We start from the raw sequence: 24700 nt of genomic DNA, 5'->3' as shown, positions 1-24700 counted from the left end.
CACTTGCAACGATAGAGCGGTTCCCGCTTTTGCTGGAAATACTCTAGAACTAAAAAGGCGCGGGGTTATCCGCGCCTTGGATTTATTCAGAGTCAGAGCTTTTCAAGCAGCTCTGGAGTTGGCCAGGAATCAGCTGGCATTCCAAGACGCAGCTGTTCGGTGCGCACTGCATCGCGGGTCAATACGCCGAAGACACCATCAATCTTGCCCATATCATAGCCACGAGCCTGAAGCTTGGTCTGCAGTTCCTTCATCTGTTCCTGCGTCAAGCCCTGATCAGGGTTGCCGGGATTGAAGGCTGGAGCACCTGCAAGGCGGGTGGCAAAATAAGCAGCCGTGGTCGCGTAAACAATCGACTTGTTCCACTCCACGAAAACATCGAAGTTTGCATAAGACAGGAACGCTGGTCCCTTGCGGCCCAGTGGCAGTAACAGCGATGCATCGCCATCATCAGGGCCAAGCGGTCCCTTGAGGCCGACAACGCCCTGTTCAGCCCACCATGAATGCGGCTTGCGATTGGTGCGGATGGATTCTTCCCACGGCAGGTCTTTGGTGATGCGTACTTCTTCGAGCCAAGGCTCGCCGCGTTTCCAGCCGAGTTCGGAAATCATGCGGCCTGCCGTCATCATCGCGTCAGGCACGCTGTTCTTGAGATCGACCTTGCCGTCGCCGTCGCCGTCAACGCCGCGCTCAAGATAATCCTTCGGCAGAAGCTGCATCATGCCGATTTCGCCAGCCCATGCGCCTGTAGTTGCCGCATCGACAACACCGGTATCGAAAAGCTTGAGAAGGGCGATCAACTGAGGACGGAAGAGCTCTGGGCGGCGGCAGTCGTAGGAAAGCGTCACAAGCGCGTTCAGCGTATCGAAATCACCCTGAATGGCGCCGTAATCGGTTTCAAGACCCCAGAAGGCTGCAAGAACCGGACCCGGCACGCCATAAGTGTCTTCGACCTTCTTGAACACATCGGCATATTTGACGAGGTTGCTCTGGCCGTTCTTCAGGCGCGCTTCGGAAATCAAGCGCTTGGAGAATTCGGTGAAGGTCAGGTTGAAGACCGTCTGTTTGCGGTCGCGGTCGAGAACTTTTTGCTCAAGCATAGCCTTGTGTAGCTCGGCAATGCCCTTTTCACCCACGCCTGCTTCGCGTGCTTCCTTGGTCAGATTATCCATCCACTGACCGTAATCGATCTCGCATTCCGGCTTAGGCAGATTGGTCGCATTGGTTGCGGCATCCGGGCCCGGAGAGGCGAGCGCGGGAGAAATTGCAGTTGATGCCAGTAAAGCGGCAGCCATCACTGAAGCGATAAGTTTCATCGAGAGAACTCACAATTAAAAGAGAAAGAACTTCCCCATTTATTTCCAAAAGCTATTGCCTCATCACGTCATGGAAATGAAGCGAAACTTAGCGTGAGTTCTCATTTGATGCCGAGTTAACGGACCTTGTTGCTTTCCAGCCACTTTTTCCATGCACTGGCACTGCCGGCAAACACATTGATATCTGCATCACCCTTGATGCCCGGAATGGTTCCCGTACCCGTATATTGCCAGAAGGTCCAAGGATGCGGCCCGTATTTCTCTGTCGGGTGACCAGCCGTGGATCGCAGCCAGAACGGATATTCCCGCATCTGGTTGAGGTCATTTTCATCGAAGAAGTCGACCGTTGTGTAGATGATCGGTCGTTTGCCATAGTGCTTTTCGACGGCATCAAGGAAAATCTTCATTTCCTTGCGTACCACAACCGCATTTGGCCTTAGCTTACAGCTCGGCGAACTTGCGTTCCATTCCATATCGAGAACAGGAGGCAGTGCGTTCGGATCGCGCGGAACATTCTGAATGTACCAGCGTGCCTGCTCGATGGCTGGGCGGCAGAAGTAATAGAAATGATAGGCGCTGCGCGGAATGCCAGCCTGCTTCGCGCCATTCCAATGCTCGGTGAAACGGTCATCAAAGCGGTCGCCGCCTTCTGTTGCCTTGATGAAGGCGAACGAAATGCCGCTGCGGCGTACCGCATTCCAATCAACATCGACCTGATATTTTGAAACATCCGTACCATGGATTGGATAATGCCATGGCGTGCGGCCCGTCCATTCAAACGGTTTTCGATCACCGAACCGCGGTGCATTGACGGCTCCTGTCGGGCGCGCCATCTGCTGCATCGAATTGCCTGACTTTTTAACGTCGGCGAAGTCGTAGTCGACTGTGGTGCAGCCGGCTAGAAGTAACATGCCAAGGGCTAGAATGCTGCGGTTGGCCATACGGTTCATACAGTGGTCCCGGTGTCGCGAATCAATCTTAACAAGGGTTACGCGATCCCGATGCTGACGTCATCAGTCAGCGGGCAAAACTTTGCTGGAAATAGATTGTGTCGCACCAGTTGCGGCTTATTCGGCGCGGATAGTCGCGATCCATGCAAAGCCGCGATAGAGCACTTTGTGTCTTGATATGGCGCCTTGTTCCGCGGCCATTTGGTCTGCGACAGTGAAGAGATCACTACGAGGCGTCACATGGAACCAGCGAAGCCAGGTGAAAAGTGCTTTCTTAAACCAGTAGGGCAGACCTTGCTGATCTCCAAAATCGACTATGTGCAGTTCGCCGCCCGGTTTGAGGTGGCGAATGCTTTCCCGGATGACAGGTTGCCATTGCGGGATCATCGAAACAGCATAGGAAATGAAGATACGGTCGAAATTGCTTTGACCAAAAAGCGCTTCGGGGTCGAAATGCGTGGCGTCGGCGCGTTCGAGGCTGGTGCGTTCGGCAATCCCGGCCCGCTCAGCCGCGCTGTGGGCCGTTTCCAGCATCTCAGCTGAAATATCGATGCCAAACAGTTTTGCGTCCGGGTAGGCTTGGGCGGTTTTGACGAGATTGCGGCCTGTGCCGCAACCGATTTCGAGTACATGGCCATTGGATGGAACATTGAGGCCAGCGATCATTGTATCGCGGCCAAGGAGATAATATTTGCGCGTTGCATCGTAAAAATGCCGTTGCCGCTTATAAACCCGGTCCATCAGGCTGGCATGGTCGATGCCCTGAGCCCGTCCGCGACTGCCCAATGGATTAACGCCCATATCAAGCGTCCTTTAATGTGTAGAGGTGAAAGCCGCCATATATAGAAGAGCGGTCGCGATCATGTAGTGTGCGCGATTCATCTTCGCGGTAATCCCAATGGGCCAGAATTGACGGATCAACACGGCCCGGAAGCAGACTTGGTTCTGCTGCCGTGCGGAAAATGACGCGGGCACCGGGCGCTGCTGTGCGTGTGATTTCGCTCCAGAGCGCGTTGAGCTGGCCGTCGTTCATCCAGTCCTGTGCGTCGAGCAGAATATAGCGATCTACGGATGAGGCTGGCTTCTGGGCAAGGAACTCGGTGTAGTTGGCGTTCTGAACCGTCATGCGGTCCACACGGGCGCGCACGGTTTCAAAATTGGCACGGGAGAGATAGGGCGGCAGGGGGCCGGTTTCCTCATTGCCGCTATAGCCACGTCCGAAGGCCTGCCAGGCGAAATAATTTTCAGTCAGCGGAAAGGCGCAGGCGAGTTTTTCAAGGCGTGCACGAAGGACGAAAGCCATGTCGCCATTGCCGGCGGTTGCCAGCGCATCATATTGCTGCGGCGGAATGCCAAGGCCAAACAACGATGATTTACGAGCGGTGGCCCAGCGTACCATGCGTTTTTCAAACAAGGGTGCGAGTGCTGTATCGAAGAATGTTCGCTGCTCTTCCATTGTGCGTGCCTTGAGAATGTCACGCGGGTCAATGCCATAAAGGCGGGCAACGCGGTGCCCCATGCCGATGAAGACACCCAGAAGACCGTGACGATACAGGTCACGCGAGAAGATTGAGATGCGCTGGCGGCCACTTAGTTTGCGTTTTTCCCAGTAGGCGCGGCTTTCTTGATCAAGATGCGGGCGGATAAAGCGTTGGTAGGCGGCGAGATTGGCCTTGTCATCAGCCTTGCCATAGAAGCGATAAAAGGTGGCATAATCGGGCAGGTGCTTGAGTGCTGCAAGCTTCAGGCGATTGAACGCCACATGCGCACGGTTAAGATCGACGGCCTCGACGCGAGCCGGATCTGCGGTCAGATAGGAAAGCGCGTTGCAGCCGCCAGACGCAATGGTCACGATACGATGGCCGGGCTGAATGGCGAGTGCCACCATGTCGACTTCTGGGTCCTCCCAGATTTGTGGATACACCAGCCCCTTAAACAACCAGGCAAAAAGACGCTCTGAAAAGCCCTGTCGTGAGAGCGCATGATTTTGTGTGACGGCGCGTTGAAGGATCGTTCCGTTGGCGTCTTGTCCTGTCATGCCATGCTCCCCGTTTATTTAGCGCATCCCGAATTCTGAATTGGTTCGGGCAAGATGCGCGAAGTTTTAAAGGCGAATCCGACCTTGTTTGCGCAAGTTAAACATCTGCCAGTGACAGGGGCGTGACGGCAGTTTTACGGGAAAATCATGGTTAAAACTTTGTTATTATGGCGTTTTGTTACGAGCAGTAAGACTATTTGAGAGAACCTTTCCGCATGCTCGCCGTTTTTTGTTGTGACGTTGGCATCGTCGTAAAGCATCGCCGGGGACTAAAGAGCGATGTGGCGACTGTCTTCGTAGGTGATTGATCGGATGAACCGATCAGACACGGAAAACCAAAGCAGCGTTGGCTAAATCCCCGCAGCGCTGATTTTTAGGGAAGGAGAGCCATTATGAAAAAGTTTCTGGTAAGTGCGGTAGCTGCCGTATCGTTTCTCGGACTTGCTGCCTGCAGCGACAATTCGAAAGATACGAATAGTGCGCCGTCCACCCCTGCGCCATCAGCGCCGGCAAATAACGATACGACAACGACTCCGTCGACCCCAGCACCGGCACCATCGACACCGGGCACGGGTACACCTCCTGCAAACTAAATTGCAGTTGGTTTATGTGAACCGCGATCAGTTCGCGGCTGAATGGCGGTCTGTTTTGCAGGCCGCCATTTTCCCCGAAAGGAGCAAAGTTGATGGATAACTCTGCAGTAGTCGTCAATAAAGACAGTATGACTGCGTTTTCCATGTTCAAACGCAGGCTTTCTTCGGTTATGGCTTTTGTTATGAGCCGTCATTTTCTGTTTTTGATTTCCGCTGTTGTTCTGGTTGCCCTTGCTGCTTGCGGCAAAGGAGAGGACGAGCAGGCTGCTGCTCCAGCTCAGCCAGAGCAAAACACATCTGCTCCAGCCCCATCCAGTGATACACAGGCTGGACCAGATTTAATGAAGGCTTTGCAGGATAATGCTGGCGTTATAACTCCCGAACAAAAGGCTGCAGCGATTGAGCGTGCGCGCACCAATGCCGAAGCTGCAGCCAAGGCTGTGGGTCAGAGCGTTGAGCAGGCACAGGCCGCAGGCGAAGCGGCGGCGAGTGCTGCACAGCAGTCGTTTGAGGCTCGTCAGGCCGCGCAATAATCGTCTTCACAGGCAGCGATATTTTTCTAAATTATTGTTTTTTCGTCGATTGCAACGGGTTGTTGTTTCCAGCCTTTACGGAATTATATAGAAACGATTCATGTCGATCTGGGTCCGCATCGGTGAGTTCGTCACCTCTGTAACGCTGAACGCTATTTCCAGCGTTATCGAAGCCGTGCGCACGGTTTTTGAGGGCGATGCAGATACGCGCCGTCGCGTTGCATTCTCCATTGCCATGATCGCGCTGTCTGCAAAAATGGCAAAAGCGGATGGTGTGGTGACGCAGGATGAGTTTCGTGCGTTCCAGAGCATTTTTTCAGTGCCGCCAGAAGAGCACGCCCATGTGGTTCGTCTCTATAATCTCGCTCAGCAGGATGTGGCGGGCTATGAAAGCTACGCGCGTCAGTTGGCAGGTCTTTGCCGCGAAGGCGACGATAATTGTCATCTGCTTGAAGATATTCTCGACGGTCTTTTTCATATCGCGACCGCTGACGGCTATGTGCATGACAAGGAAATGGCGTTCCTTGCGAGCGTTGCTGAGATTTTCGGTTATGACGAGGAAGGCTTCGAGCGCATCGCGCTCCGCCATGTCAATCGCGGAGAGGGCGATCCTTATGCCATCCTCGGGCTTGTTCGCGGTGTGTCTTTTGAGGATGCGCGCAAGCGCTATCGCTCTTTGGTGAAAGAGCACCATCCTGACCGGCTTGTTGCGGAAGGTCTTCCGCTGGAATTTATAAAGATCGCAAATACACGCCTTGCTGCCATCAATGCAGCCTGGGCAAGCGTAGAAAAACAATTGGAAGCCGCATGAGCAGCGCAGACGTATCAGAAGCAGAACTTTTGGCGGCACTTGTTTTGGATAAGCCCGATTATCCAGCGGCCTCGATTGATGCGTCGCCGAATTTCGGCATTCGCAAGGACGGCAAGACACCGACCTATCTGATCCTGCATTATACGGGTCTGGCTACGGCTCAGGAGGCTCTGGACGTTCTAAAGTCGCCTGAGATGGAAGTCTCGGCACATTATCTGGTTCATGAAGATGGCCGCGTAGTGCAGATGGTCTCTGAAAAGGCGCGCGCATGGCACGCAGGAAAGAGCTTCTGGAAGGGCGAGACAGATATCAATTCGGCATCAATCGGGATCGAAATCGTCAATCCGGGCAATCTCGAAAATTATCCGCCTTTTGCGGACCGTCAGATCGAAGCAGTTATAGAGCTTTGCCGCAGCATATGTAGCCGATATGAAATCCGTCCCGAAAACGTACTCGCGCATTCGGACATCGCACCAGAGCGTAAAACAGATCCGGGGCACAACTTCCCGTGGAAAAAGCTTCATGCCGCAGGGATTGGTCATCTGATCGAACCAACTGCTGTCCGGGGCGGACGCTTTCTCGCGCGTGGCGAGCAAGGACAACCGGTCGAAGCTTTGCAGTCCATGCTGGCACTTTACGGATATAAAATCGAGATCAACGGTGTGTTCGATGAGGCTACCGAGACCGTAATTAAGGCGTTTCAGCGGCATTTTCGGACACAAAATGTGGACGGTGTAGCGGACGTATCTACTATAGATACCCTCTACAGGCTTATTTTTTCCCTACAAAATGTTACCGCATGAGCATGAGATTTCATGCTTATGCGTGATAGCTTGCGGCTTCATATTTCTGTAGTAATTTCATTAAATTAGAACGATTACACCTTTTGTCGATGGTATTTTTCCACCATGGCGCGTATCACGAAATGTGACAGTCTTTATTACAACCTGTAAGACTATTTTACTTCCCCAACCAATCTTCGGCTGCATTTCCCCAGCAAATGATCTGGCATTCCCAGCGGCGACGGGCGGGTTTTGGCCAGTCATGCGGGATCATAATTCAAACGGCTCTGCTGCCCCCAAGACCAGCGAAGCCCCATAAAAAACGATCCAAGACGGTAGGTTATGAAAGTAAAATTTGTTGTTGTATGCGCCCTGATTGGCGCCATGAGTTCTTTTGGCCTTAATTCTGCAATGAGTGCGCCAGTCAATGAACCAACCAATCTGGCAGATCTTCTGAAGGCTCGCGCCCAGAACAAGGCTGCTGAAACCAACAAGTCTGAACAGTCATCACGCTCAGCCCAGACAGAACGCAAGCAAACCGCAAAGAAGGCTTCGGTCATCACAAAGCGTGCCGCACCAACGGCAAAGAGCGCGAAGCGGTCCAAGTCTCGCGGTGAGACGTCAAAGTCCGTGAAGAGCGGTACCGGCTACTCCCAGATTATCAATCGCTATGCAGCGACCTACGGTGTGCCTTCGTCGCTCGCCCATGCGGTTGTTCGTCACGAAAGCAATTTCCAGCCAAATGTTCGCGGCAAAGCTGGTGAAATCGGTCTGATGCAGATCAAGCTCTCGACGGCTCGTGGCCTCGGTTATACCGGTTCTGCAAAGGGCCTCTATGAGCCTTCGACCAACATCCAGTTTGGCATGAAGTATCTTGCAATGGCACAGAAGCTCGGCGGCGGCAGCACCTGCGGCACGATCCTCAAGTACAATGCCGGTCATGGCGCAAAGCGCATGAACCCAACCTCTGCAAAATATTGCAGCTCGGTTAAGGCCTACATGGCTGGCCTCTAATGTTTGTTCTGACACGCCTATCCTGAAAGTCGTTTAGCCCTTTTCGGGATAGGCTCTGAATTTATGTTGTCGGTTGCGTAGAGTTCCAAACCGATGATGTAAACGAAAAGCCGGTAGCGGTTTCGCTGCCGGCTTTTCTGTTGTGCATAGATTTTTTCGAAACCCGGTTCCCACTTGGCATGATCGTGCTATATACGCGCCCGTCAGTCGGTCGGGCAGCCGCGCTTGTCATATGCCGAAAGGCGGCAGGTGAGGAAAGTCCGGGCTCCATGGAAACACGATGCCGGGTAACGCCCGGCGGGGGCGACCCCAGGGACAGTGCCACAGAGAGTAGACCGCCCCGTCTTCCGTACCGCTTGGTCAAGCGGCAGGGATGACGGGGTAAGGGTGAAAGGGTGGGGTAAGAGCCCACCGCGCCGGTGGCAACACAGGCGGCAAGGTAAACCCCATTGGGAGCAAAACCGAATAGGGACGGCGCGCCGGTTCGCAAGAACCGGCAATCAGTTTCCGGATCAGCCGTCCGGGTGGGTTGCAAGAGGCGGGTGGCGACATCCGTCCCAGATGAATGGCTGCCACGTTGGACGCAAGTCCGGCCATACAGAACCCGGCTTACAGACCGACTGACACTTTATCCTTCCCCATTTCTGTTTGATCGCAGGAAACGGATAGTTGTGTTCGGGTTGCACATCTATTGCGGAACTTCCCAATCAAGGAGGTTTCCATGTCGAGCTTAAAAGATAAGGTCGCAATCATTATCGGTGCGTCGTCGGGAATAGGGCGCGCTACGGCAATGCTGTTTGCTGCGCAAGGTGCAGCTATCATTCTAAATGCCCGCAATGAGGCGGGGTTGGTGCCAGTAGCGCAAGCTATCAAAGAGCTTGGCGGCGAAGCACATTATGTTGCTGGCGACGCTTCACAAGCTGAAACACATGAGAAACTCATAGCCGCTGCGCAAAATGAGTTCGGTCGTCTTGATGTCGCTTTTAACAATGCTGGTACTGTCGGCCCCATCGGACCGATGACAGAAGCAAGCCTTGATGATTGGAACAAGGTGATTGCCGGAAATCTGACATCGGCATTTCTCGGCGCGAAATCGCAGATACCATTCATGCTCAAGTCCGGCGGCGGTTCGATCATTTTTACATCGACCTTTGTTGGCACCAGTGTCGGCATTCCTGGAATGTCGCTCTATGGTGCCGCAAAGGCTGGGTTAATGGGATTGGTGAAGGGCATCACCGCAGACTATGGCGCGCAAGGCATCAGAGCCAATGCGCTTTTGCCGGGCGGTGTCGATACGCCGATGGCAGGCAGTGACGCGCAGAAAGAATGGGCGGCGGGCCTTCATGCAATGAAGCGGATTGCGCAGCCCGAAGAAATTGCTCAGGCGGCACTGTTTCTTGCAGGGCCAATGGCGAGCTTTGTTTCCGGTTCAGCGCTTTATGCTGACGGTGGCAATTCAGCGGTCAAGTAAAAAAGCAGCGGCTTTCCGGGTTGGAAAGCCGCTGTGCCGTCTCAAATCGGTACGCCTGTGAAGAAGTCGTAGATGAGTTTCATGTTCAACACGACGATGATGGCAGCGGTAACTGCCGCAAGGATTGTTACCCAGCGCGGCGCCACCAGCGCGCCCATCTTTTTCTTTTCTGCTGTGAACATCACGAGCGGGATGATGGCAAAGGGCAGCTGAAGACTGAGCACCACCTGCGACAGGATCAAAAGTTCGGTCGTTCCCTGCGAGCCATACATGATCGTAACTATGGCCGCTGGCACGATAGCGACGAAGCGGGTGATTGCGCGACGCAACCAGGGCTTCAGTTTGATATCGATAAAGCCTTCCATCACGATCTGACCAGCCATGGTCGCCGTGATGGTCGAGTTAAGCCCGCAGCATAGCAGCGCAATTGCAAACAGTGTTGGCGCTAGAGCGGAACCGAGCAACGGGTTGAGCAAGGCATGGGCTTTGTCGAGATCTTCGACGGTGGTATTGCCTGTCGCATTGAAGCTTGCTGCGGCCAAAATCAGGATCGATGCATTGACCAGCAGTGCGAAGGTAAGGGCAATCGTCGAGTCGAGTGTTGCAAAGCGTATTGCTTCGCGCTTTTCCGGCAAAGTATGCCCGTAATCGCGTGTCTGAATGATGCCGGAATGCAAATAGAGGTTATGCGGCATCACGGTCGCACCAATAATGCCCAATGCTATATAGAGCATATCCGGATTGCGGATGATTTCTGTGGTTGGCGCAAAGCCGCGGATCACTTCGCCCCACTTGGGTTCAGCCATCAAAATCTGGATCAGGAAGCAGAGCGCAATGACGCCGAGCAGCGTGATGATGAGCGCTTCGACCCGACGAAAGCCCTTGTTCTGGAGATAGAGAACAAGAAGCACGTCTGCGGCGGTAATGATGACGCCGATTTCCAGCGGAATGCCGAAAAGCAGATTGAGACCGATTGCCGTGCCGATAACCTCGGCAAGATCGGTGGCGCAGATGGCAAGTTCTGCCAAAAACCACAAAGGCCAGGCGAGAAAGCGTGGATAGGCATCGCGGCAGGCTTGAGCGAGATCGCGACCGGTTGCAACCGCAAGCCGGGTGCATAGTGCTTGCAGGAGTACTGCCATGAGATTTGAAATCAACACGACCGACAGCAGCATATAGCCGAAGCGGGAGCCACCTGCGAGCGAGGTGGCCCAGTTGCCGGGGTCCATATAGCCTACGGCGACAAGATAACCGGGGCCAAAGAAAGCCATTGCGCGGCGAAGTTTTGAACCGGATCGGTTTACCCGGATAGACCGGTGTACATCGGACATCGAGGCTTCGCCCCGATCACGACGCCAACCTTCAAATGTAACGTCTTGCGGAGCGGGGGGCGTACTTCCCCGCGGAGCCATCTTAAATGCCATGCGTTAAGCTTTCAAAATGCAATTGCGAACTATTTGCAATTAATAACGCCAGCATGGCTTGCCGTCAACGGCAGCAAATGGGGACTTTTTTCATATCTATGTGATCGTTGGATCTGGTTATTGGACGAATTGACTGCCGGTTGGGCGCGCAGTTTTCGGTCTTTGGACAAGCTGAAATGATGCTAGAAAAACTTTTGTATAAGCCCTGGTTTTCTGTATGGGCGTTGCAAAGGATAACGGTTCATTAAGCTTAATATCCGATAACTGTTTGAACGAATCCGCCAAATCGAAGCTCGTCTACAATTGGCCGGAATCCATACAGAAAACACAGGATAGCGGGACTTGATCCCGGGAAAGGATCGGGATGATGGCTAGCCTCGGCGGAGACCAATCTCAAGCCGAAGGGGCTCAGGTCCGTCACGTTCCGGTGCTTATTTCCGAAGTGATCGATGCCTTGAAGCCCGAAACCGGCAAAGTAATCGTCGATGGCACATTCGGTGCGGGCGGTTATACCCGACGTATTCTGGAGCAGGGCGCAAGCGTTATCGCTATTGATCGCGACCCGACTGCCATTGCAGCCGGTCGTGTCATGGAAAAGCAGTTCGAAGGCAGGCTCAATCTGGTTGAAAGCCGGTTTTCGGCGCTGGATGAAGCTGTTGAAACAGTCGAGGGAGAAGGCGCGAAGGTGGATGGCGTTGTGCTCGATATCGGTGTCTCGTCGATGCAGATCGATGAAGCCGAGCGTGGCTTTTCCTTCCAGAAGGATGGGCCGCTCGACATGCGCATGTCACGCAACGGTCCAAGCGCTGCCGATGTGGTTAACCGCCTGAAGATGGGCGATCTTGCACGCATCTTTAATTTTCTCGGCGAAGAGCGTCATGCAGGTCGCATCGCGCGCATGATTGAAAAGCGTCGCGAAACACAGTTTTTCACGCGCACACTTGATCTAGCCAATGCGATTGAATCGCTGGTCGGCCGTAATCCAAAAGTGCCTATTCATCCTGCAACGCGCGTGTTTCAGGCGTTGCGCATCTATGTGAATGACGAGCTGGGTGAACTGGCGCGAGCATTGCTTGCAGCCGAACGTATTCTGAAGCCTGGTGGTCGCCTTGTTGTCGTGACCTTCCATTCGCTCGAAGATCGTATGGTCAAGCGCTACTTTGCAGACCGTGCTGGTGGCAGCGCTGGATCGCGGCATTTGCCGGAAACCCATGTGCGCCTTCCAAGCTTTACGGCTGCGGTAAAAGGGGCTGTTGGACCGAGCGCCGAAGAAGAAGAGCGCAATCCTCGTGCTCGCTCTGCAAAACTGCGTGCGGGACTGAGGACTGAAAATCCGCCTCTAGAAGATGATCTTTCACTTTTCGGGCTGCCAAAGCTGCCTGAAACGTATGAACTGGCCCGGAGTTGAACGAGTGCTGCGTACTTTTGAACTCATCATGATAGCGGCGATGCTGGTGGCAGCAACGATCACCTATACCATCAAATATGATGCGGAAAGGCAGATCGCTGTTATTGCCAAGCTCAAGCGTCAGATCGATTCCGAGAAGGATACGATTACGCTGTTGCGCGCGGATTGGGCATTGATGACGCAGCCAGGTCGTCTGCAGAGCCTCGTTGGCGTTTACGCGGAAGAGCTGAAGCTCCAGCCAATTGAAGCAGAGCAGCTTGCTATGGGCGTGGAAGACATTCCAGAGCGTCAGCTGGATGATATTCAGAAACTTATCTCAGGTAGCGATGAACTGGTGGCAAGTGGCGTTCTGGAGCCAGACGCGACAACCACTGGCAGCATCAAGAAGAATGGAGCGAGGCACTAATCATGCGGCTGAAGCTCGGATTTTCCAAGAAGAACAAACAGAACACCAATGACGGCTTTGAGCCGGCTGGCAATGAAAAGCTGGCCGGCAATATGGCTTTTGTCGGCTCGCGTAAAAAGCACGGCAATCGCGCACGTAATCGTCTCTGGATGGCCATTGCCTGCTTCGTCGGCATTTATGGCGTGATCGGCGGTAAGCTGGTCTATTTCGGTGTGATTGGCGGCGAGGGTGATGACTCTGGCGGCCCTGCCGTACATCAGCTCGCATCGCGCCCGGACATTCTGGATCGCAATGGTGAAATCCTTGCGACTGATATCAAGACCGCTTCGCTGTTTGCTGAGCCACGCAAGATCGTCGATCCGGATGAAACAATCGAACTTCTCTCGACTGTTATTCCCGATCTCGACTGGGAAGCGACCTATCGCCGTCTGAAAAGCGGAGCAGGCTTCGTTTGGGTGAAGCGTGGTCTGACGCCACGTCAGCAGAGCCAGATTATGGCTCTAGGTGTGCCCGGTATCGGCTTCCGTACGGAAAAGCGTCGCTTTTATCCGGGTGGTCCAACGGCTTCGCATATTCTTGGTCTCGTTAATGTCGACAATCAGGGCATTGCGGGTATGGAAAAATATATCGACAGTCAGGGACTGAGCGATCTTCGCGCTGTCGGTATGGCAACCGGGCAATCGCTTGAGCCGATCAAGCTCTCGATCGATATCCGCGTGCAGCACATCATGCGCGACGTTCTCGTTAAGGCGATGGAACGTTATCGCGCGATTGCTGCGGGTGCCGTGGTTCTCAACGTGAAGACCGGCGAAGTCATTGCTATGGCTTCGGTGCCGGATTTTGATCCGAACAATCCGGTTAATGCGCTCGATAAGGATCGCTTGAACCGCATGTCGGCGGGTACCTACGAAATGGGCTCGACGATCAAGAGCTTCACCACTGCAATGGCGCTCGATTCGGGCAAGTTTAATCTCAATTCGAGGATCGATGCGTCGCGTCCGCTGGTTATCGGTCGTCAGACAATCCGCGACTTCCACGGCAAAGGCCGCGTTTTGACGCTGCCTGAAGTCTTTATCTTCTCATCCAACATTGGTTCAGGTCATGAAGCCAACGTTGTCGGAATTGAAGGTCATCGTGCGTTCCTGAAGAAAATGGGTCTTCTTGATCGTATGCAGACTGAGCTGCCTGAAGTGGCGCGCCCGGTCGAGCCGCGCGTCTGGAAGAAGGTTCACTCGATGACCATTTCGTTCGGACACGGCATGATGACCACGCCGCTGCAGACCGCTGTTGGTGCAGCAGCTTTGATGAATGGCGGCAAGCTGATTGAGCCGACATTCCTTACACGCACGCAGACTCAGGCCGATCAGGTGGCGCAGCAGGTTATTCACCCGCAGGTGTCAGCGGACATGCGTTATCTTTATCGCCTGAACTCAACCGCGCCAGGTGGTTCGGGTAAACGTGCAACGGTTCAGGGCTACCGTGTCGGCGGCAAGACGGGTACGGCTGAAAAGGTCGTGCATGGCCGCTATTCGAAGGATGTGCGCTTCAATGCATTTCTCGCATCCTTCCCGATGGACGATCCTACCTATGTCGTTCTGACTATTATTGACGAGCCTAAGCCGGAAGAAGGCAAGTACAGCGCGACCGCTGGTCTTAATGCTGCGCCAATGGTTGCCGATATTATTAGGCGCTCAGCCTCATTTTTGGGGGTTAAGCCCGATTTTAAACAGGAATTTGCGCCAGCAGCATCAGAGATCGCTTCTGCTGATTCGATAAACGACTGATTTGTGTAGTTGTAGCGGGAAGCGGAAACTGCACCACTGAACCTGGATTTGGTATGACCATGAAGCTGAAGGAAATTACACTCTTTAAGGAACTGGCCTCCGGCGCTGCGGGCGAAGTGGACATTGTTGGTGTCACCTCAGATTCTCGTAAAGTCGAGCGCGGCTTCCTTTTTGCGGCTCTCAAAGGTGTAAAAGCGGATGGCTCCGCCTATGCAGTCGATGCCGTCAAGCGTGGTGCTGTTGCCGTTATCGCTGGCAAGAATGCAGCCATTGAAAACCTCGGTGTGCCTGTTCTGCATGTTGAAGATCCACGTCATGCACTGGCCGTTGCGAGCGCACAGTTTTATGGCAAGCAGCCTGAAGTCATGGTTGCCGTGACGGGCACCAGCGGCAAGACTTCTGTTGCTTCGTTTACCCGACAGATTTGGGCTTATGCCGGTTTTCCTGCGGCCAATATCGGAACGACAGGCGTTTTCTCGCCAACCCGCAGTGATTATAATTCGCTGACGACACCTGATCCGGTTGAACTGCATCGCGTGCTCGCAGAGCTTGCCGATGAAGGTGTGACCCATGCCGCGATGGAAGCCTCGTCCCATGGTCTTGATCAGCGTCGCCTTGACGGCGTGAAGCTTGCTGCTGGCGCGTTCACCAATCTCGGTCGCGATCACATGGATTATCATGCAACGATCGAAGAATATCTGCACGCCAAGATGCGCCTGTTCGATACGCTGCTTCCAAAAGGTGCACCTGCAATCATTTTTGCGGATGACCAGTTCTCGCCACAGGCGATTGAAGCTGCAAAAGCCGCTGGTTGCGATGTGAAGACTGTTGGTCGCAAAGGTGATTTCATCACCATCAAACGCGTTGAGCATGAACGTTTCCGCCAGCACATTGAAGTGCGCATTGCTGACGAAATCTTTGAAATCGAACTGCCGCTGGCCGGTGACTTTCAGGTTGCCAATGCGCTTGTGTCGGCAGGTCTTGCGATGGTTACGGGTGTTCCGGCTGCGGCTGCCATGCGTGCGCTTGAGCGCCTCAAGGGTGCGCCGGGCCGTCTTGATCTGGTTGGAGCCACGGAAGAGGGCGCTCCGGCCTATGTGGACTACGCACATAAGCCGGAAGCACTTGAAAACGTTCTTACTTCCGTGCGTCCATTTACAACTGGACGCGTGATCGTGGTGTTTGGCTGTGGCGGCGACCGTGACAAGGGCAAGCGCCCGATCATGGGTGAAATTGCTGCACGTCTCGCCGATGTTGCCATTGTCACCGACGACAATCCACGTTCGGAGGTCCCTGCGCAGATCCGTTCGGAAATCATGGCTGCAGCCCCGGGTGCCACCGAAATCGGCGACCGTCGTGAGGCAATTTTCACTGCAGTTTCCATGATGATGCCCGGTGACACACTGGTGGTTGCGGGTAAGGGACACGAAGAAGGCCAGATCGTCGGCGACATCACGCTGCCGTTCTCGGATCATACGGAAGTGGCGGCTGCACTGGCAGCACGCCTTGAGGAGCATAAGGGATGAGTGACTGGCTTTGGACATCTGCCGATATGGTGGAGGCCATGGAAGGCCGGCCTTTCGGTACATTGCCTGCGGGTATCACCGGTATTTCTATCGATAGCCGTACGCTGAAAGAGGGCGAAGCTTTCTTTGCAATCAAAGGCGAATTGTTCGATGGACATGATTTTGCAACGGCCGCCATGGCAGCCGGTGCTGGTCTTCTGGTCGTCAACGAATCCCGTCTTCCAGCTCTCGGCAATCTCAAGGTTCCGATGATCGTGGTTGAAGACGTGCTTGAAGCCTTGATCAAGCTCGGTATTGCCTCGCGTGATCGCTCCAAAGCCCAGATCATTGCTGTTACCGGTTCTGTCGGTAAAACGACGACCAAGGAAGCGCTGCGTCATGTGCTGGCCGATTCAGGCAAGGTCCATGCGTCGGTTGCGTCGTTTAACAATCATTGGGGCGTGCCGCTGACACTCGCCCGTATGCCAGCCGATACCGATTATGGTGTGTTTGAAATTGGCATGAACCACCACGACGAAATCCGGCCGCTGGTTAAGATGGTTCGCCCGCATGTGGCGCTCATAACGTTGATCGCACCGGCACATCTTGGTCACTTTGCAAATCTCGAAGAAATCGCAGTGGCAAAAGCCGAGATTTTTGAAGGTGTTGTGCCGGGTGGTTATGCGCTTCTCAATCGCGACGACAAGCGCTTCAAGCAGCTTGAAGAACTCGCCGAAAAGGCAGGCGTCGAGCATATCGTCACCTTCGGCGAAAATGCGCGTTCCGAATATCGCCTGCGCGAAGTGAAAATGCATCCTACCTGCTCATGCATGACGGTCAAGATCGGTAACGAAGAAGCGGTTGTAAAGGTCGGCATGCCGGGACGCCATATCGTGCAGAATATGCTTGCTGTACTTGGCGCGGCCCATCTCGTTGGTGCAGATATGGCAAAGGTTGCCATTGCCATGGCAACTTTGACTGCTGAAGGCGGGCGCGGCGCGCGTCATGTTCTGGAGCATCCGGATGGCGGTTCCTTCACGCTGATCGATGAAAGCTACAATGCAAACCCGACCTCGATGCGTGCATCGCTGTCGCTGCTTCATGCAACGCCGCCTGAAGGCCCGCGGGGTCGTCGTATCGCAATTCTGGGCGATATGCTGGAGCTTGGCCGTCAGTCTGGAAAGCTTCATGCCGATCTTGCACGCCCCATCGTCGATGCGGAAGTGAACGTGCTTTATATCGGCGGACGCGAAATGTCGGTGCTCAAAAATGCCTTGCCGGTTGAAATTAGCGTCGAATACAGGCAGAGCACCGATGAATTGTTGCCGCTGGTGACGAAGGCTGTGCGTCCCGGCGATGTTGTCATGGTGAAGTCATCCAAGGGGATTGGCTTTTCTAAGATCGTCAAGGCGCTTACCAATCAGTTTCCGCCAGTGGTGCCTGCCGAGTAGCAGTTTTTGAGGGATTTTTCTCAGCATGTTGATGCTTCTTTCAATCTTCGCCGAGCATGTGACACCGTTTAACGTGTTCCGCTACATCACGTTCCGCACTGGCGGGGCGATGATTACCTCGGCGTTGATCGTGTTCTTGTTCGGCCCTGCGATCATCAATTCGCTGCGCGCGCGACAGGGAAAAGGTCAGCCGATCCGTGCTGATGGCCCTCAGACCCACTTCAAGAAAGCTGGTACGCCCACCATGGGCGGTCTGATGATTATGACCGGTATTCTGGTCTCCTGCTTCTTCTGGGCTAATCTCGCCAGCGTCTATGTCTGGGTCGTGCTGATGGTCACAGTTGGTTTTGGTGCAATCGGCTTTTACGACGACTATCTCAAGGTCACGAAACAGTCGGATAAAGGCTTTTCCGGTAAATCGCGTCTGGGCATCGAGTTTCTGATTGCGGCGATTGCAGCCTTCATCATCATGCGGGCAGGACAGGAGCCGTTTTCCTCATCGCTGACGTTCCCGTTCGTAAAGCAGTTTGTTCTGAACCTCGGCTGGTTCTTCATTCCATTGGCAGCCTTCGTCATGGTTGGCGCAGGCAATGCGGTAAACCTTACTGACGGTCTTGACGGTCTTGCGATTGTGCCTGTGATGGTTGCTGCGGCCTCTTTCGGCTTCATCGCCTACCTTTCGGGTAATGCGATCTTTGCCGATTACCTGCAAATTCATTTTGTTCCAGGCACTGGTGAACTGGCCGTTGTACTGGGCGCTGTTATCGGCGCAGGCCTTGGCTTCCTCTGGTTCAATGCACCGCCTGCTGCAATCTTCATGGGTGACACGGGTTCGCTGGCGCTCGGCGGGATGCTCGGCACGGTTGCTGTTGCAACCAAGCACGAAATCGTTCTTGCCATCATCGGTGGTTTGTTTGTGGTTGAAGCACTCTCGGTCATCATTCAGGTTGGTTCGTTCAAACTCACCGGCAAGCGCGTCTTCCTGATGGCACCAATTCATCATCATTTTGAAAAGAAGGGCTGGACGGAGAGCCAGGTCGTGATCCGTTTCTGGATCGTGGCAATTATCCTCGCCATGATCGGCCTTTCCACATTGAAGCTCAGATAACAGGCAAGCAGAATGATCCCGATCACCGCCCTTAAAGATAAGACTGTAGCCCTCTTCGGACTGGGTGGGTCGGGCATCGCTACCGCCAGGGCCATTGTGGCGGGTGGAGCGAAGATCATTGCCTGGGATGATAATCCCGACAGTGTTGCCCGCGCACAGAGCGCGGGTATAGCGACTGGCGATTTGAGGCAGGCGGACTGGTCGCAGTTCGCTGCCTTTGTGCTTTCGCCCGGCGTGCCGCTGACACATCCCAAGCCACACTGGACAGTTGATCTCGCTCATGCTGCAGGTGTCGAGATTATCGGTGACGTTGAGCTTTTCGTGCGTGAACGCAATCACATCGCACCGGATTGCCCGTTTATCGCCATCACCGGCACGAACGGCAAATCCACCACGACCGCGCTGATTGCGCATATCATTAAGGCTTCGGGCCGCGACATGCAGCTCGGCGGCAATATCGGAACGGCGATCCTCACATTGGAAGCGCCAGCACCGGATCGTTTCTATGTGGTCGAGTGCTCGTCCTACCAGATTGATCTGGCACCGTCGCTCAATCCCACTGCTGGTATTCTTCTCAATCTTACGCCTGATCATCTCGACCGCCATGGCTCCATGGAAAACTATGCTGCCATTAAGCAGCGGCTTGTTGAGAAAAGCGGTGTGGCAATCGTTGGTGTGGACGATGAATATTGCGGGAGCATTGCGGATCGTCTTGAAAGCAAAGGCGTAAAAGTCGCACGTCTTTCCAAAGATAAGCGCCTTGAGAACGGTGCATTTGCTGAAGGTGCAAAGCTCTATTCGACATTGGGCGGCAAGGTTGAAGAACTCGCTTCACTGGACGGAATTGGTTCGCTGCGCGGCGCGCATAATGCGCAGAACGCGTTGGCTGCAATCGTGGCCTGTTTGTCGGTCGGCCTTTCGATTGAAGAAATTCGTGCAGGTTTGAAAAGCTTCCCAGGTCTTGCGCATCGCATGGAACAGGTTGGTCATCGCGGCAAGGTTCTGTTCGTCAATGATTCCAAGGCAACCAATGCCGAAGCAACCGCGCCTGCGCTGTCGTCTTTTGCGAACCACATTTACTGGATCGCTGGCGGTGTACCCAAGGCTGGCGGTATCAGCGCTTTATCGGAGTTCTTCCCGCGCATTACCAAAGCCTATCTGATTGGTGAAGCTGCGGCGCAGTTTGCTGCGACGCTGGGCGATGCGGTGACATTTGAGATTTCCGACACGCTGGCTGTTGCAGTTGAACATGCTGCACGCGATGCAGGCAATGATGCAGCAAGCGAACCTGTGGTTCTGCTTTCGCCAGCCTGTGCGAGCTTCGACCAGTTCCAGAATTTTGAAAAACGCGGCGATGCATTCCGTAACGCCGTGCTTGCGCTCCCGGGTATTGAGCCAATGAGAGGGGAAAGCTGATGGTAAGTCGTGTTGACCGTGGTGCTGTCGCCAATTGGTGGTGGACAATCGACCGTTACTTTCTGGCTGCATGTCTGGCCCTGATGGGGCTTGGTGTGCTGTTGTCCTTTGCTGCAAGCCCTGCCGTTGCGCAGCGCATTGGCCTTGATAGCTTCCATTTCGTAGAACGACAGACCTTCTTCATGATTCCGGCTGTTGCCGTGATGATCGGTGTCTCGTTCCTGTCGCCACGCCAGATCAGGCGTTTTGCGCTGATCCTGCTCTGCGCCTCGCTGTTTCTGATGGCAGCAGCACTTTTCGTCGGTATCGAGATCAAGGGTGCGCGCCGCTGGGTCAGCCTTGCAGGCATTTCCATTCAGCCTTCCGAGTTCATGAAGCCCGCTTTTGTGGTCATCTGCGCATGGCTTTTCTCCGAGCGCGAGCGCGGCGGCGAGATGCCGGGCTATTTTCTGGCGATGATGCTGTTCTGCGTGACTGCTGGTCTGTTGATGCTGCAGCCTGACTTTGGTCAGACAATGCTCACCACCGGCACATGGGGCGCGATGTTCTTCCTCGCCGGTCTGCCGATGTTCTGGATTCTGGTCCTTGGCGGCATCGCCGTTGTCGGTGCCTTTGGTGCATACATGACGCTCGATCACGTTGCGGGCCGTGTTAACCGCTTCATGACCGGTGAAGGTGATACATTCCAGGTGGATGCAGGGCGCGAAGCCATTCTGCGTGGCGGCTGGTTCGGTCAGGGACCGGGTGAAGGCACCGTCAAGCGTATCATCCCGGATAGCCACACCGACTTTATCTTCTCGGTTGCCGCAGAAGAATACGGCATCATTCTCTGCATGATCATCATGGCGCTGTTCGCGTTTATCGTGATCCGCGGACTTTCGATTGCGCTGCGTGAGCGCGATGCTTTCACACGCCTCGCAGTTTCCGGCATCGTGATTCTGTTCGGCTTCCAGTCGATCATCAATATGGCGGTTAATCTGCATCTGATGCCTGCCAAGGGCATGACCCTGCCGTTTATCTCCTATGGCGGCTCTTCGCTCGTTGCTATTGCGATCACCATGGGCATCTTGCTGGCTTTAACACGCCGTCGTCCGGAAGCGCGCATGACGCATACGGTCAGCATGGGCGAGCGCATTCCGGCTTTGTGAGGGGACTATGGGAAAAGGCGTAATTGTATTGGCCGCTGGGGGAACAGGCGGCCATCTGTTTCCAGCTGAAGCACTGGCGCACGAATTGAAGTCTCGCGGCTGGGATGTGCATCTGGCAACGGACGCACGCGCGCAGCGTTTTGCCGGTGCCTTTGCAGAAGACCATGTGCATGTGATCCGCTCAGCCACTATTGCAGGGCGCAATCCGATTGCGCTGGCACGCACATTGTGGTCACTCTGGCAGGGTAATCTCGATAGCCGCAAACTGTTTCGTCGCTTGAAGCCCAAGCTCGTCGCTGGTTTTGGTGGCTACCCAACATTGCCGCCGCTTTATGCCGCGAGCAATATGGGTATCCCGACCATGGTGCATGAGCAGAACGCTGTCATGGGGCGCGCCAATAAGGGCTTGGCTTCGCGCGTGAAAGCGATTGCTGGCGGGTTCCTGCCAGAAACGAGCGGTGCGTTCGCTGACAAGATTGTTGCGACCGGCAATCCGGTTCGCCCGCCAGTGCTTGCTGCTGCCAACACGCCTTATAAGCCAGCCAAAGAGGGTCAGCGTTTTCGCCTTCTGGTATTTGGTGGCAGTCAGGGCGCGCAGTTTTTCTCAAATGCGATCCCAGAAGCGATTGCGCTTTTGCCCGAGAGCGAACGCGCAAGGCTGCTGATTACACAGCAGGCGCGTAAAGAGGATGAGGCCGCTGTCCGTGCCGCATATCAGAAGCTCAAGATTCCGGCTGATGTCGCGCCATTCTTTAACGATATGCCTGCCCGTATTGCCGACGCGCATTTTGTGATTTCGCGTTCGGGAGCTTCTACCGTTTCAGAAATCGCAGCGATTGGCCGTCCGGCCATGCTGGTGCCGTTTCCACATGCACTTGATCATGATCAGGCGGCGAATGCGGCGGCTCTTGCTGCTGCAGGCGGTTGTGATGTGGTTCGGCAGGCTGAACTAACGCCAGAACGACTGGCCAGCATCATTAGTGCAGCGATTAACGAGCCAGAAAGGCTTGAGCAACAGGCAAAAGCTGCGAAAAGCGTCGGGAAGCCTGATGCCGCGCAGTTGCTTGCCGATCTTGCAGAGGCTATTGCAGCAGGAAAATCAGTTCAGGAATTGAAAGAAGGAACTCGGCCATGAAAATGCCGCTCAACATCGGGCTTGTCCATTTTATCGGGATCGGCGGCATTGGCATGAGCGGTATCGCGGAAGTGCTGCACAATCTTGGCTATAAGGTTCAGGGTTCTGATCAGTCGGACAGCGCCAATGTGCAGCGTCTACGCGAGAAGGGCATTGAGGTCTTTGTCGGTCATAAGGCCGAGAATCTTGGCGATGCGGAAGTCATCGTCGTTTCGACTGCCATCAAGAAAACCAATCCGGAATTGGCTGCCGCCCGCGAAAAGCTTCTGCCGATTGTTCGCCGCGCTGAAATGCTGGCCGAGCTGATGCGCTTCCGTCGTGCGGTTGCCATCGGCGGCACACATGGCAAAACCACGACCACATCGATGGTTGCAGCTTTGCTTGATGCAGGTCATCTCGATCCCACCGTCATCAACGGCGGCATTATCAATGCTTATGGCACCAATGCTCGTATGGGCGATGGTGACTGGATGGTTGTTGAAGCCGATGAAAGCGATGGCACCTTCCTGAAACTGCCAGCCGATATTGCGGTTGTTACCAACATCGATCCTGAACATCTGGATCACTACGGCAATTTCGACAATGTACGTGCAGCTTTTGCGCAGTTCGTCGAAAACGTACCATTCTATGGCTTTGGCGTGATGTGTCTTGACCACCCTGAAGTGCAGGCTCTGGTAAGCCGCATCGAAGATCGTCGCATCATCACCTATGGTCAGAACCCGCAGGCGGATGTCCGCTTTGTTAATCATCGCATGGATGGCGCAACGAGCCTGTTTGACGTGCTGATCCGCTCACGCAAGGGCGATACGGTTGAGATCAAGGATCTCCGCTTGCCGATGCCGGGTATGCACAATGTTTCAAACGCAACGGCAGCGATTGCAGTCGCAAATGAACTTGGCATAACAGCCGACGATATCCGTCGTGGTTTGGGTGCGTTCGGTGGGGTCAAGCGTCGCTTCACTCATACCGGCTCCTGGAATGGTGTCGAAATTTTCGATGACTACGGCCACCATCCGGTTGAAATTCGAGCTGTTCTGAAAGCAGCACGCGAAGCAACCAAAGGTCGAGTAATCGGCATCGTTCAGCCGCACCGCTATACACGTCTTCACAGCCTGTTTGATGAGTTTGCAGCGTGCTTCAATGATGCCGACACGGTTATCGTAACACCGGTTTACACAGCTGGCGAAGACCCGATTGAAGGTGTGAACTCGGAAACGCTCGTGTCGCGCATCAAGACTGCTGGTCATCGCGATGCACGTTATGCAAGCGGCCCTGAAGCATTGGTGCCGTTGGTGGCTTCTATCGCAGAGCCTGGTGATTTCGTGGTTTGCCTCGGTGCAGGCAACATTACACAGTGGGCTTATGCATTGCCGAAAGAATTGGCTGAACAGGGTGCAAAGTAATGGAAAGCGGCGAAACGCTTCTCAAGAAGCTTGATGGCAGGCTTTCCGGTCTTCGCGGCCGGATGATGCCGGATACCGGCATGGACAAGATTACGTGGTTCCGTGCCGGCGGTCCTGCGCAGGTTCTGTTTCAGCCTGCTGATGAAGAAGATCTGTCGGAATTTCTGAAAGCTGTGCCAGAAGAGATTCCGCTTCTGGTTGTAGGTATCGGCTCCAATCTTCTGGTGCGTGACGGTGGCATTCCAGGTTTTGTTGTCAGGCTATCGGCCAAGGGTTTTGGCGAAGTCGAACGTGTTTCAGAAACCCAGCTCAGGGCAGGGACTGCGACGCCGGATAAGCGTGTGGCAGCGGCAGCACTTGAAGCGGGTCTGAGCGGCTTTCATTTCTACCACGGCATTCCCGGGGGCATTGGTGGCGCTCTGCGCATGAATGCCGGAGCCAACGGCGTTGAGACGCGTGAGCGTGTTGTGGAAGTGCGTGCGTTTGATCGCAAGGGTGAACTGCATGTCCTGTCCAATGCGGATATGGGTTATGCATATCGGCATTCCTCAGCGTCGCCTGATCTGATTTTCACCTCGGCTCTGTTCGAAGGTATTCCGGGCGACCGTGAAGAAATTCAGAAAGCCATGGACGAGGTGCAGAATCACCGTGAAACGGTTCAGCCTGTGCGCGAAAAAACCGGCGGCTCAACCTTCAAGAATCCTGAAGGCACATCTGCCTGGAAAGAAATCGACAAGGCGGGCTGTCGCGGCCTGCGTGTTGGTGGCGCGCAGATGTCTGAGATGCACTGCAATTTCATGATCAATACCGGAAATGCGACCGGCCATGACCTTGAAACGCTCGGCGAAACTGTTCGCGCTAAAGTTTATGAGAATTCAGGTATTCGCCTTCATTGGGAGATCAAGCGGCTTGGCTTGTTCCGCGAAGGGGAAGAAGTGAAAGAATTCTTGCAAAAAGTCTAATTTTAAGAAGCCCGGATTTCCTACTGAAATTCCGGGCTTTTT

The 24700-nt window shown here is 54.4% G+C and carries 21 protein-coding genes, 1 other RNA gene and 1 pseudogene; 18 read left to right on the top strand and 5 right to left on the bottom strand.

Going from position 1 to position 24700, the window contains the following annotated elements:
* Positions 1-92 precede the first annotated feature (92 nt).
* The 4 genes from CEV34_RS02290 to CEV34_RS02275 form a co-directional block, all read right to left on the bottom strand.
* Positions 93-1316, bottom strand: a complete 1224-nt coding sequence (locus tag CEV34_RS02290; RefSeq protein WP_007875836.1) for a lytic murein transglycosylase — start codon at positions 1314-1316, stop codon at positions 93-95.
* Positions 1317-1432: 116 nt separating this feature from the next.
* On the bottom strand, positions 1433-2266 hold the full coding sequence (locus tag CEV34_RS02285) for a glycoside hydrolase family 25 protein (RefSeq protein WP_007875833.1): 834 nt from the start codon (positions 2264-2266) through the stop codon (positions 1433-1435).
* A gap of 117 nt (positions 2267-2383) precedes the next feature.
* Positions 2384-3067 carry a class I SAM-dependent methyltransferase gene (locus CEV34_RS02280; RefSeq protein WP_007875832.1) on the bottom strand — a complete coding sequence of 228 codons (684 nt, stop codon included), beginning with the start codon at positions 3065-3067 and terminating at the stop codon, positions 2384-2386.
* A 1-nt stretch (position 3068) separates the two neighbouring features.
* On the bottom strand, positions 3069-4304 hold the full coding sequence (locus CEV34_RS02275) for a BtaA family protein (RefSeq protein WP_007875830.1): 1236 nt from the start codon (positions 4302-4304) through the stop codon (positions 3069-3071).
* A gap of 392 nt (positions 4305-4696) precedes the next feature.
* Between CEV34_RS02275 and CEV34_RS02270 the strand changes: the two genes are divergently transcribed.
* The 7 genes and pseudogenes from CEV34_RS02270 to CEV34_RS02240 all read left to right on the top strand — a co-directional run bounded on the left by CEV34_RS02270 (position 4697) and on the right by CEV34_RS02240 (position 9508).
* On the top strand, positions 4697-4897 hold the full coding sequence (locus CEV34_RS02270) for a hypothetical protein (protein ID WP_079212087.1): 201 nt from the start codon (positions 4697-4699) through the stop codon (positions 4895-4897).
* A gap of 132 nt (positions 4898-5029) precedes the next feature.
* Positions 5030-5430 (top strand): annotated as a pseudogene (locus CEV34_RS02265) (hypothetical protein).
* A gap of 100 nt (positions 5431-5530) precedes the next feature.
* The gene (locus tag CEV34_RS02260) at positions 5531-6241 is read left to right on the top strand and encodes a J domain-containing protein (protein ID WP_007875826.1); all 711 of its coding nucleotides are present in this window, start codon (positions 5531-5533) and stop codon (positions 6239-6241) included.
* Complete coding sequence (locus CEV34_RS02255) at positions 6238-7044, top strand: N-acetylmuramoyl-L-alanine amidase (RefSeq protein WP_007875825.1); 807 nt, start codon at positions 6238-6240, stop codon at positions 7042-7044. Before CEV34_RS02260 ends, CEV34_RS02255 begins: the two co-directional genes overlap by 4 nt.
* Before the next feature lie 321 nt (positions 7045-7365).
* Positions 7366-8037 (top strand): lytic transglycosylase domain-containing protein, encoded by a 672-nt coding sequence (locus CEV34_RS02250; RefSeq protein ID WP_007875824.1) that lies wholly within the window; start codon positions 7366-7368, stop codon positions 8035-8037.
* Between the two features lie 203 nt (positions 8038-8240).
* Positions 8241-8665, top strand: an RNA gene (rnpB, locus tag CEV34_RS02245) — RNase P RNA component class A.
* A 93-nt stretch (positions 8666-8758) separates the two neighbouring features.
* Entirely contained in the window at positions 8759-9508 is a 750-nt protein-coding gene (locus CEV34_RS02240; protein WP_094543183.1) for an SDR family oxidoreductase, read from the top strand.
* 41 nt (positions 9509-9549) lie between these two features.
* On the opposite strand, the gene CEV34_RS02235 is transcribed toward CEV34_RS02240, so the two are convergent.
* Positions 9550-10839, bottom strand: a complete 1290-nt coding sequence (locus tag CEV34_RS02235) for an Nramp family divalent metal transporter (protein WP_231195821.1) — start codon at positions 10837-10839, stop codon at positions 9550-9552.
* Between the two features lie 457 nt (positions 10840-11296).
* Between CEV34_RS02235 and rsmH the strand changes: the two genes are divergently transcribed.
* The 11 genes from rsmH to murB are packed head-to-tail and all read left to right on the top strand — an operon-like array spanning position 11297 to position 24658.
* The gene (rsmH, locus tag CEV34_RS02225; protein WP_039859934.1) at positions 11297-12340 is read left to right on the top strand and encodes a 16S rRNA (cytosine(1402)-N(4))-methyltransferase RsmH; all 1044 of its coding nucleotides are present in this window, start codon (positions 11297-11299) and stop codon (positions 12338-12340) included.
* 4 nt (positions 12341-12344) lie between these two features.
* On the top strand, positions 12345-12746 hold the full coding sequence (gene ftsL / locus CEV34_RS02220) for a cell division protein FtsL (protein ID WP_007875804.1): 402 nt from the start codon (positions 12345-12347) through the stop codon (positions 12744-12746).
* A 2-nt stretch (positions 12747-12748) separates the two neighbouring features.
* Positions 12749-14530, top strand: coding sequence for a peptidoglycan D,D-transpeptidase FtsI family protein (locus CEV34_RS02215; RefSeq protein ID WP_007875803.1), 1782 nt, complete (start codon positions 12749-12751; stop codon positions 14528-14530).
* A gap of 53 nt (positions 14531-14583) precedes the next feature.
* Entirely contained in the window at positions 14584-16056 is a 1473-nt protein-coding gene (locus CEV34_RS02210; RefSeq protein ID WP_064320829.1) for a UDP-N-acetylmuramoyl-L-alanyl-D-glutamate--2,6-diaminopimelate ligase, read from the top strand.
* Positions 16053-17486, top strand: coding sequence for a UDP-N-acetylmuramoylalanyl-D-glutamyl-2,6-diaminopimelate--D-alanyl-D-alanine ligase (locus tag CEV34_RS02205; protein WP_007875801.1), 1434 nt, complete (start codon positions 16053-16055; stop codon positions 17484-17486). Before CEV34_RS02210 ends, CEV34_RS02205 begins: the two co-directional genes overlap by 4 nt.
* A 25-nt stretch (positions 17487-17511) precedes the next feature.
* Complete coding sequence (gene mraY, locus CEV34_RS02200) at positions 17512-18594, top strand: phospho-N-acetylmuramoyl-pentapeptide-transferase (protein WP_007875799.1); 1083 nt, start codon at positions 17512-17514, stop codon at positions 18592-18594.
* Positions 18595-18606: 12 nt separating this feature from the next.
* Positions 18607-20010 (top strand): UDP-N-acetylmuramoyl-L-alanine--D-glutamate ligase, encoded by a 1404-nt coding sequence (gene murD, locus CEV34_RS02195; protein WP_094543181.1) that lies wholly within the window; start codon positions 18607-18609, stop codon positions 20008-20010.
* Entirely contained in the window at positions 20010-21158 is a 1149-nt protein-coding gene (gene ftsW, locus CEV34_RS02190) for a putative lipid II flippase FtsW (RefSeq protein ID WP_007875797.1), read from the top strand. The genes murD and ftsW overlap by 1 nt, the downstream gene beginning before the upstream one ends.
* Before the next feature lie 7 nt (positions 21159-21165).
* Positions 21166-22293: an undecaprenyldiphospho-muramoylpentapeptide beta-N-acetylglucosaminyltransferase gene (gene murG / locus CEV34_RS02185; protein ID WP_007875795.1), complete on the top strand. Its 1128-nt coding sequence runs from the start codon at positions 21166-21168 to the stop codon at positions 22291-22293.
* Entirely contained in the window at positions 22290-23696 is a 1407-nt protein-coding gene (gene murC / locus CEV34_RS02180) for a UDP-N-acetylmuramate--L-alanine ligase (RefSeq protein ID WP_007875793.1), read from the top strand. The genes murG and murC overlap by 4 nt, the downstream gene beginning before the upstream one ends.
* Positions 23696-24658, top strand: a complete 963-nt coding sequence (murB, locus tag CEV34_RS02175; RefSeq protein ID WP_007875792.1) for a UDP-N-acetylmuramate dehydrogenase — start codon at positions 23696-23698, stop codon at positions 24656-24658. The genes murC and murB overlap by 1 nt, the downstream gene beginning before the upstream one ends.
* The last annotated feature ends 42 nt before the right edge of the window (positions 24659-24700 follow it).

Origin of the sequence: Brucella pseudogrignonensis (assembly GCF_002252525.1) — a bacterium.
GTDB classification, from domain to species: Bacteria; Pseudomonadota; Alphaproteobacteria; order Rhizobiales; family Rhizobiaceae; genus Brucella; species Brucella pseudogrignonensis.
This window is presented reverse-complemented; position numbering and strand designations above follow the sequence as displayed.

Coding starts and splice junctions, on each gene's coding strand:
- CEV34_RS02210 (WP_064320829.1), top strand. CDS start 14,584: ATGACCATGAAGCTGAAGGAAATTACACTCTTTAAGGAACTGGCCTCC.
- CEV34_RS02250 (WP_007875824.1), top strand. CDS start 7,366: ATGAAAGTAAAATTTGTTGTTGTATGCGCCCTGATTGGCGCCATGAGT.
- CEV34_RS02285 (WP_007875833.1), bottom strand. CDS start 2,266: ATGAACCGTATGGCCAACCGCAGCATTCTAGCCCTTGGCATGTTACTT.
- CEV34_RS02260 (WP_007875826.1), top strand. CDS start 5,531: ATGTCGATCTGGGTCCGCATCGGTGAGTTCGTCACCTCTGTAACGCTG.
- CEV34_RS02280 (WP_007875832.1), bottom strand. CDS start 3,067: ATGGGCGTTAATCCATTGGGCAGTCGCGGACGGGCTCAGGGCATCGAC.
- CEV34_RS02240 (WP_094543183.1), top strand. CDS start 8,759: ATGTCGAGCTTAAAAGATAAGGTCGCAATCATTATCGGTGCGTCGTCG.
- murC (WP_007875793.1), top strand. CDS start 22,290: ATGAAAATGCCGCTCAACATCGGGCTTGTCCATTTTATCGGGATCGGC.
- CEV34_RS02255 (WP_007875825.1), top strand. CDS start 6,238: ATGAGCAGCGCAGACGTATCAGAAGCAGAACTTTTGGCGGCACTTGTT.
- murB (WP_007875792.1), top strand. CDS start 23,696: ATGGAAAGCGGCGAAACGCTTCTCAAGAAGCTTGATGGCAGGCTTTCC.
- rsmH (WP_039859934.1), top strand. CDS start 11,297: ATGATGGCTAGCCTCGGCGGAGACCAATCTCAAGCCGAAGGGGCTCAG.
- ftsW (WP_007875797.1), top strand. CDS start 20,010: ATGGTAAGTCGTGTTGACCGTGGTGCTGTCGCCAATTGGTGGTGGACA.
- murG (WP_007875795.1), top strand. CDS start 21,166: ATGGGAAAAGGCGTAATTGTATTGGCCGCTGGGGGAACAGGCGGCCAT.
- CEV34_RS02235 (WP_231195821.1), bottom strand. CDS start 10,839: ATGTCCGATGTACACCGGTCTATCCGGGTAAACCGATCCGGTTCAAAA.
- CEV34_RS02215 (WP_007875803.1), top strand. CDS start 12,749: ATGCGGCTGAAGCTCGGATTTTCCAAGAAGAACAAACAGAACACCAAT.
- CEV34_RS02205 (WP_007875801.1), top strand. CDS start 16,053: ATGAGTGACTGGCTTTGGACATCTGCCGATATGGTGGAGGCCATGGAA.
- CEV34_RS02270 (WP_079212087.1), top strand. CDS start 4,697: ATGAAAAAGTTTCTGGTAAGTGCGGTAGCTGCCGTATCGTTTCTCGGA.
- CEV34_RS02275 (WP_007875830.1), bottom strand. CDS start 4,304: ATGACAGGACAAGACGCCAACGGAACGATCCTTCAACGCGCCGTCACA.
- mraY (WP_007875799.1), top strand. CDS start 17,512: ATGTTGATGCTTCTTTCAATCTTCGCCGAGCATGTGACACCGTTTAAC.
- murD (WP_094543181.1), top strand. CDS start 18,607: ATGATCCCGATCACCGCCCTTAAAGATAAGACTGTAGCCCTCTTCGGA.
- CEV34_RS02290 (WP_007875836.1), bottom strand. CDS start 1,316: ATGAAACTTATCGCTTCAGTGATGGCTGCCGCTTTACTGGCATCAACT.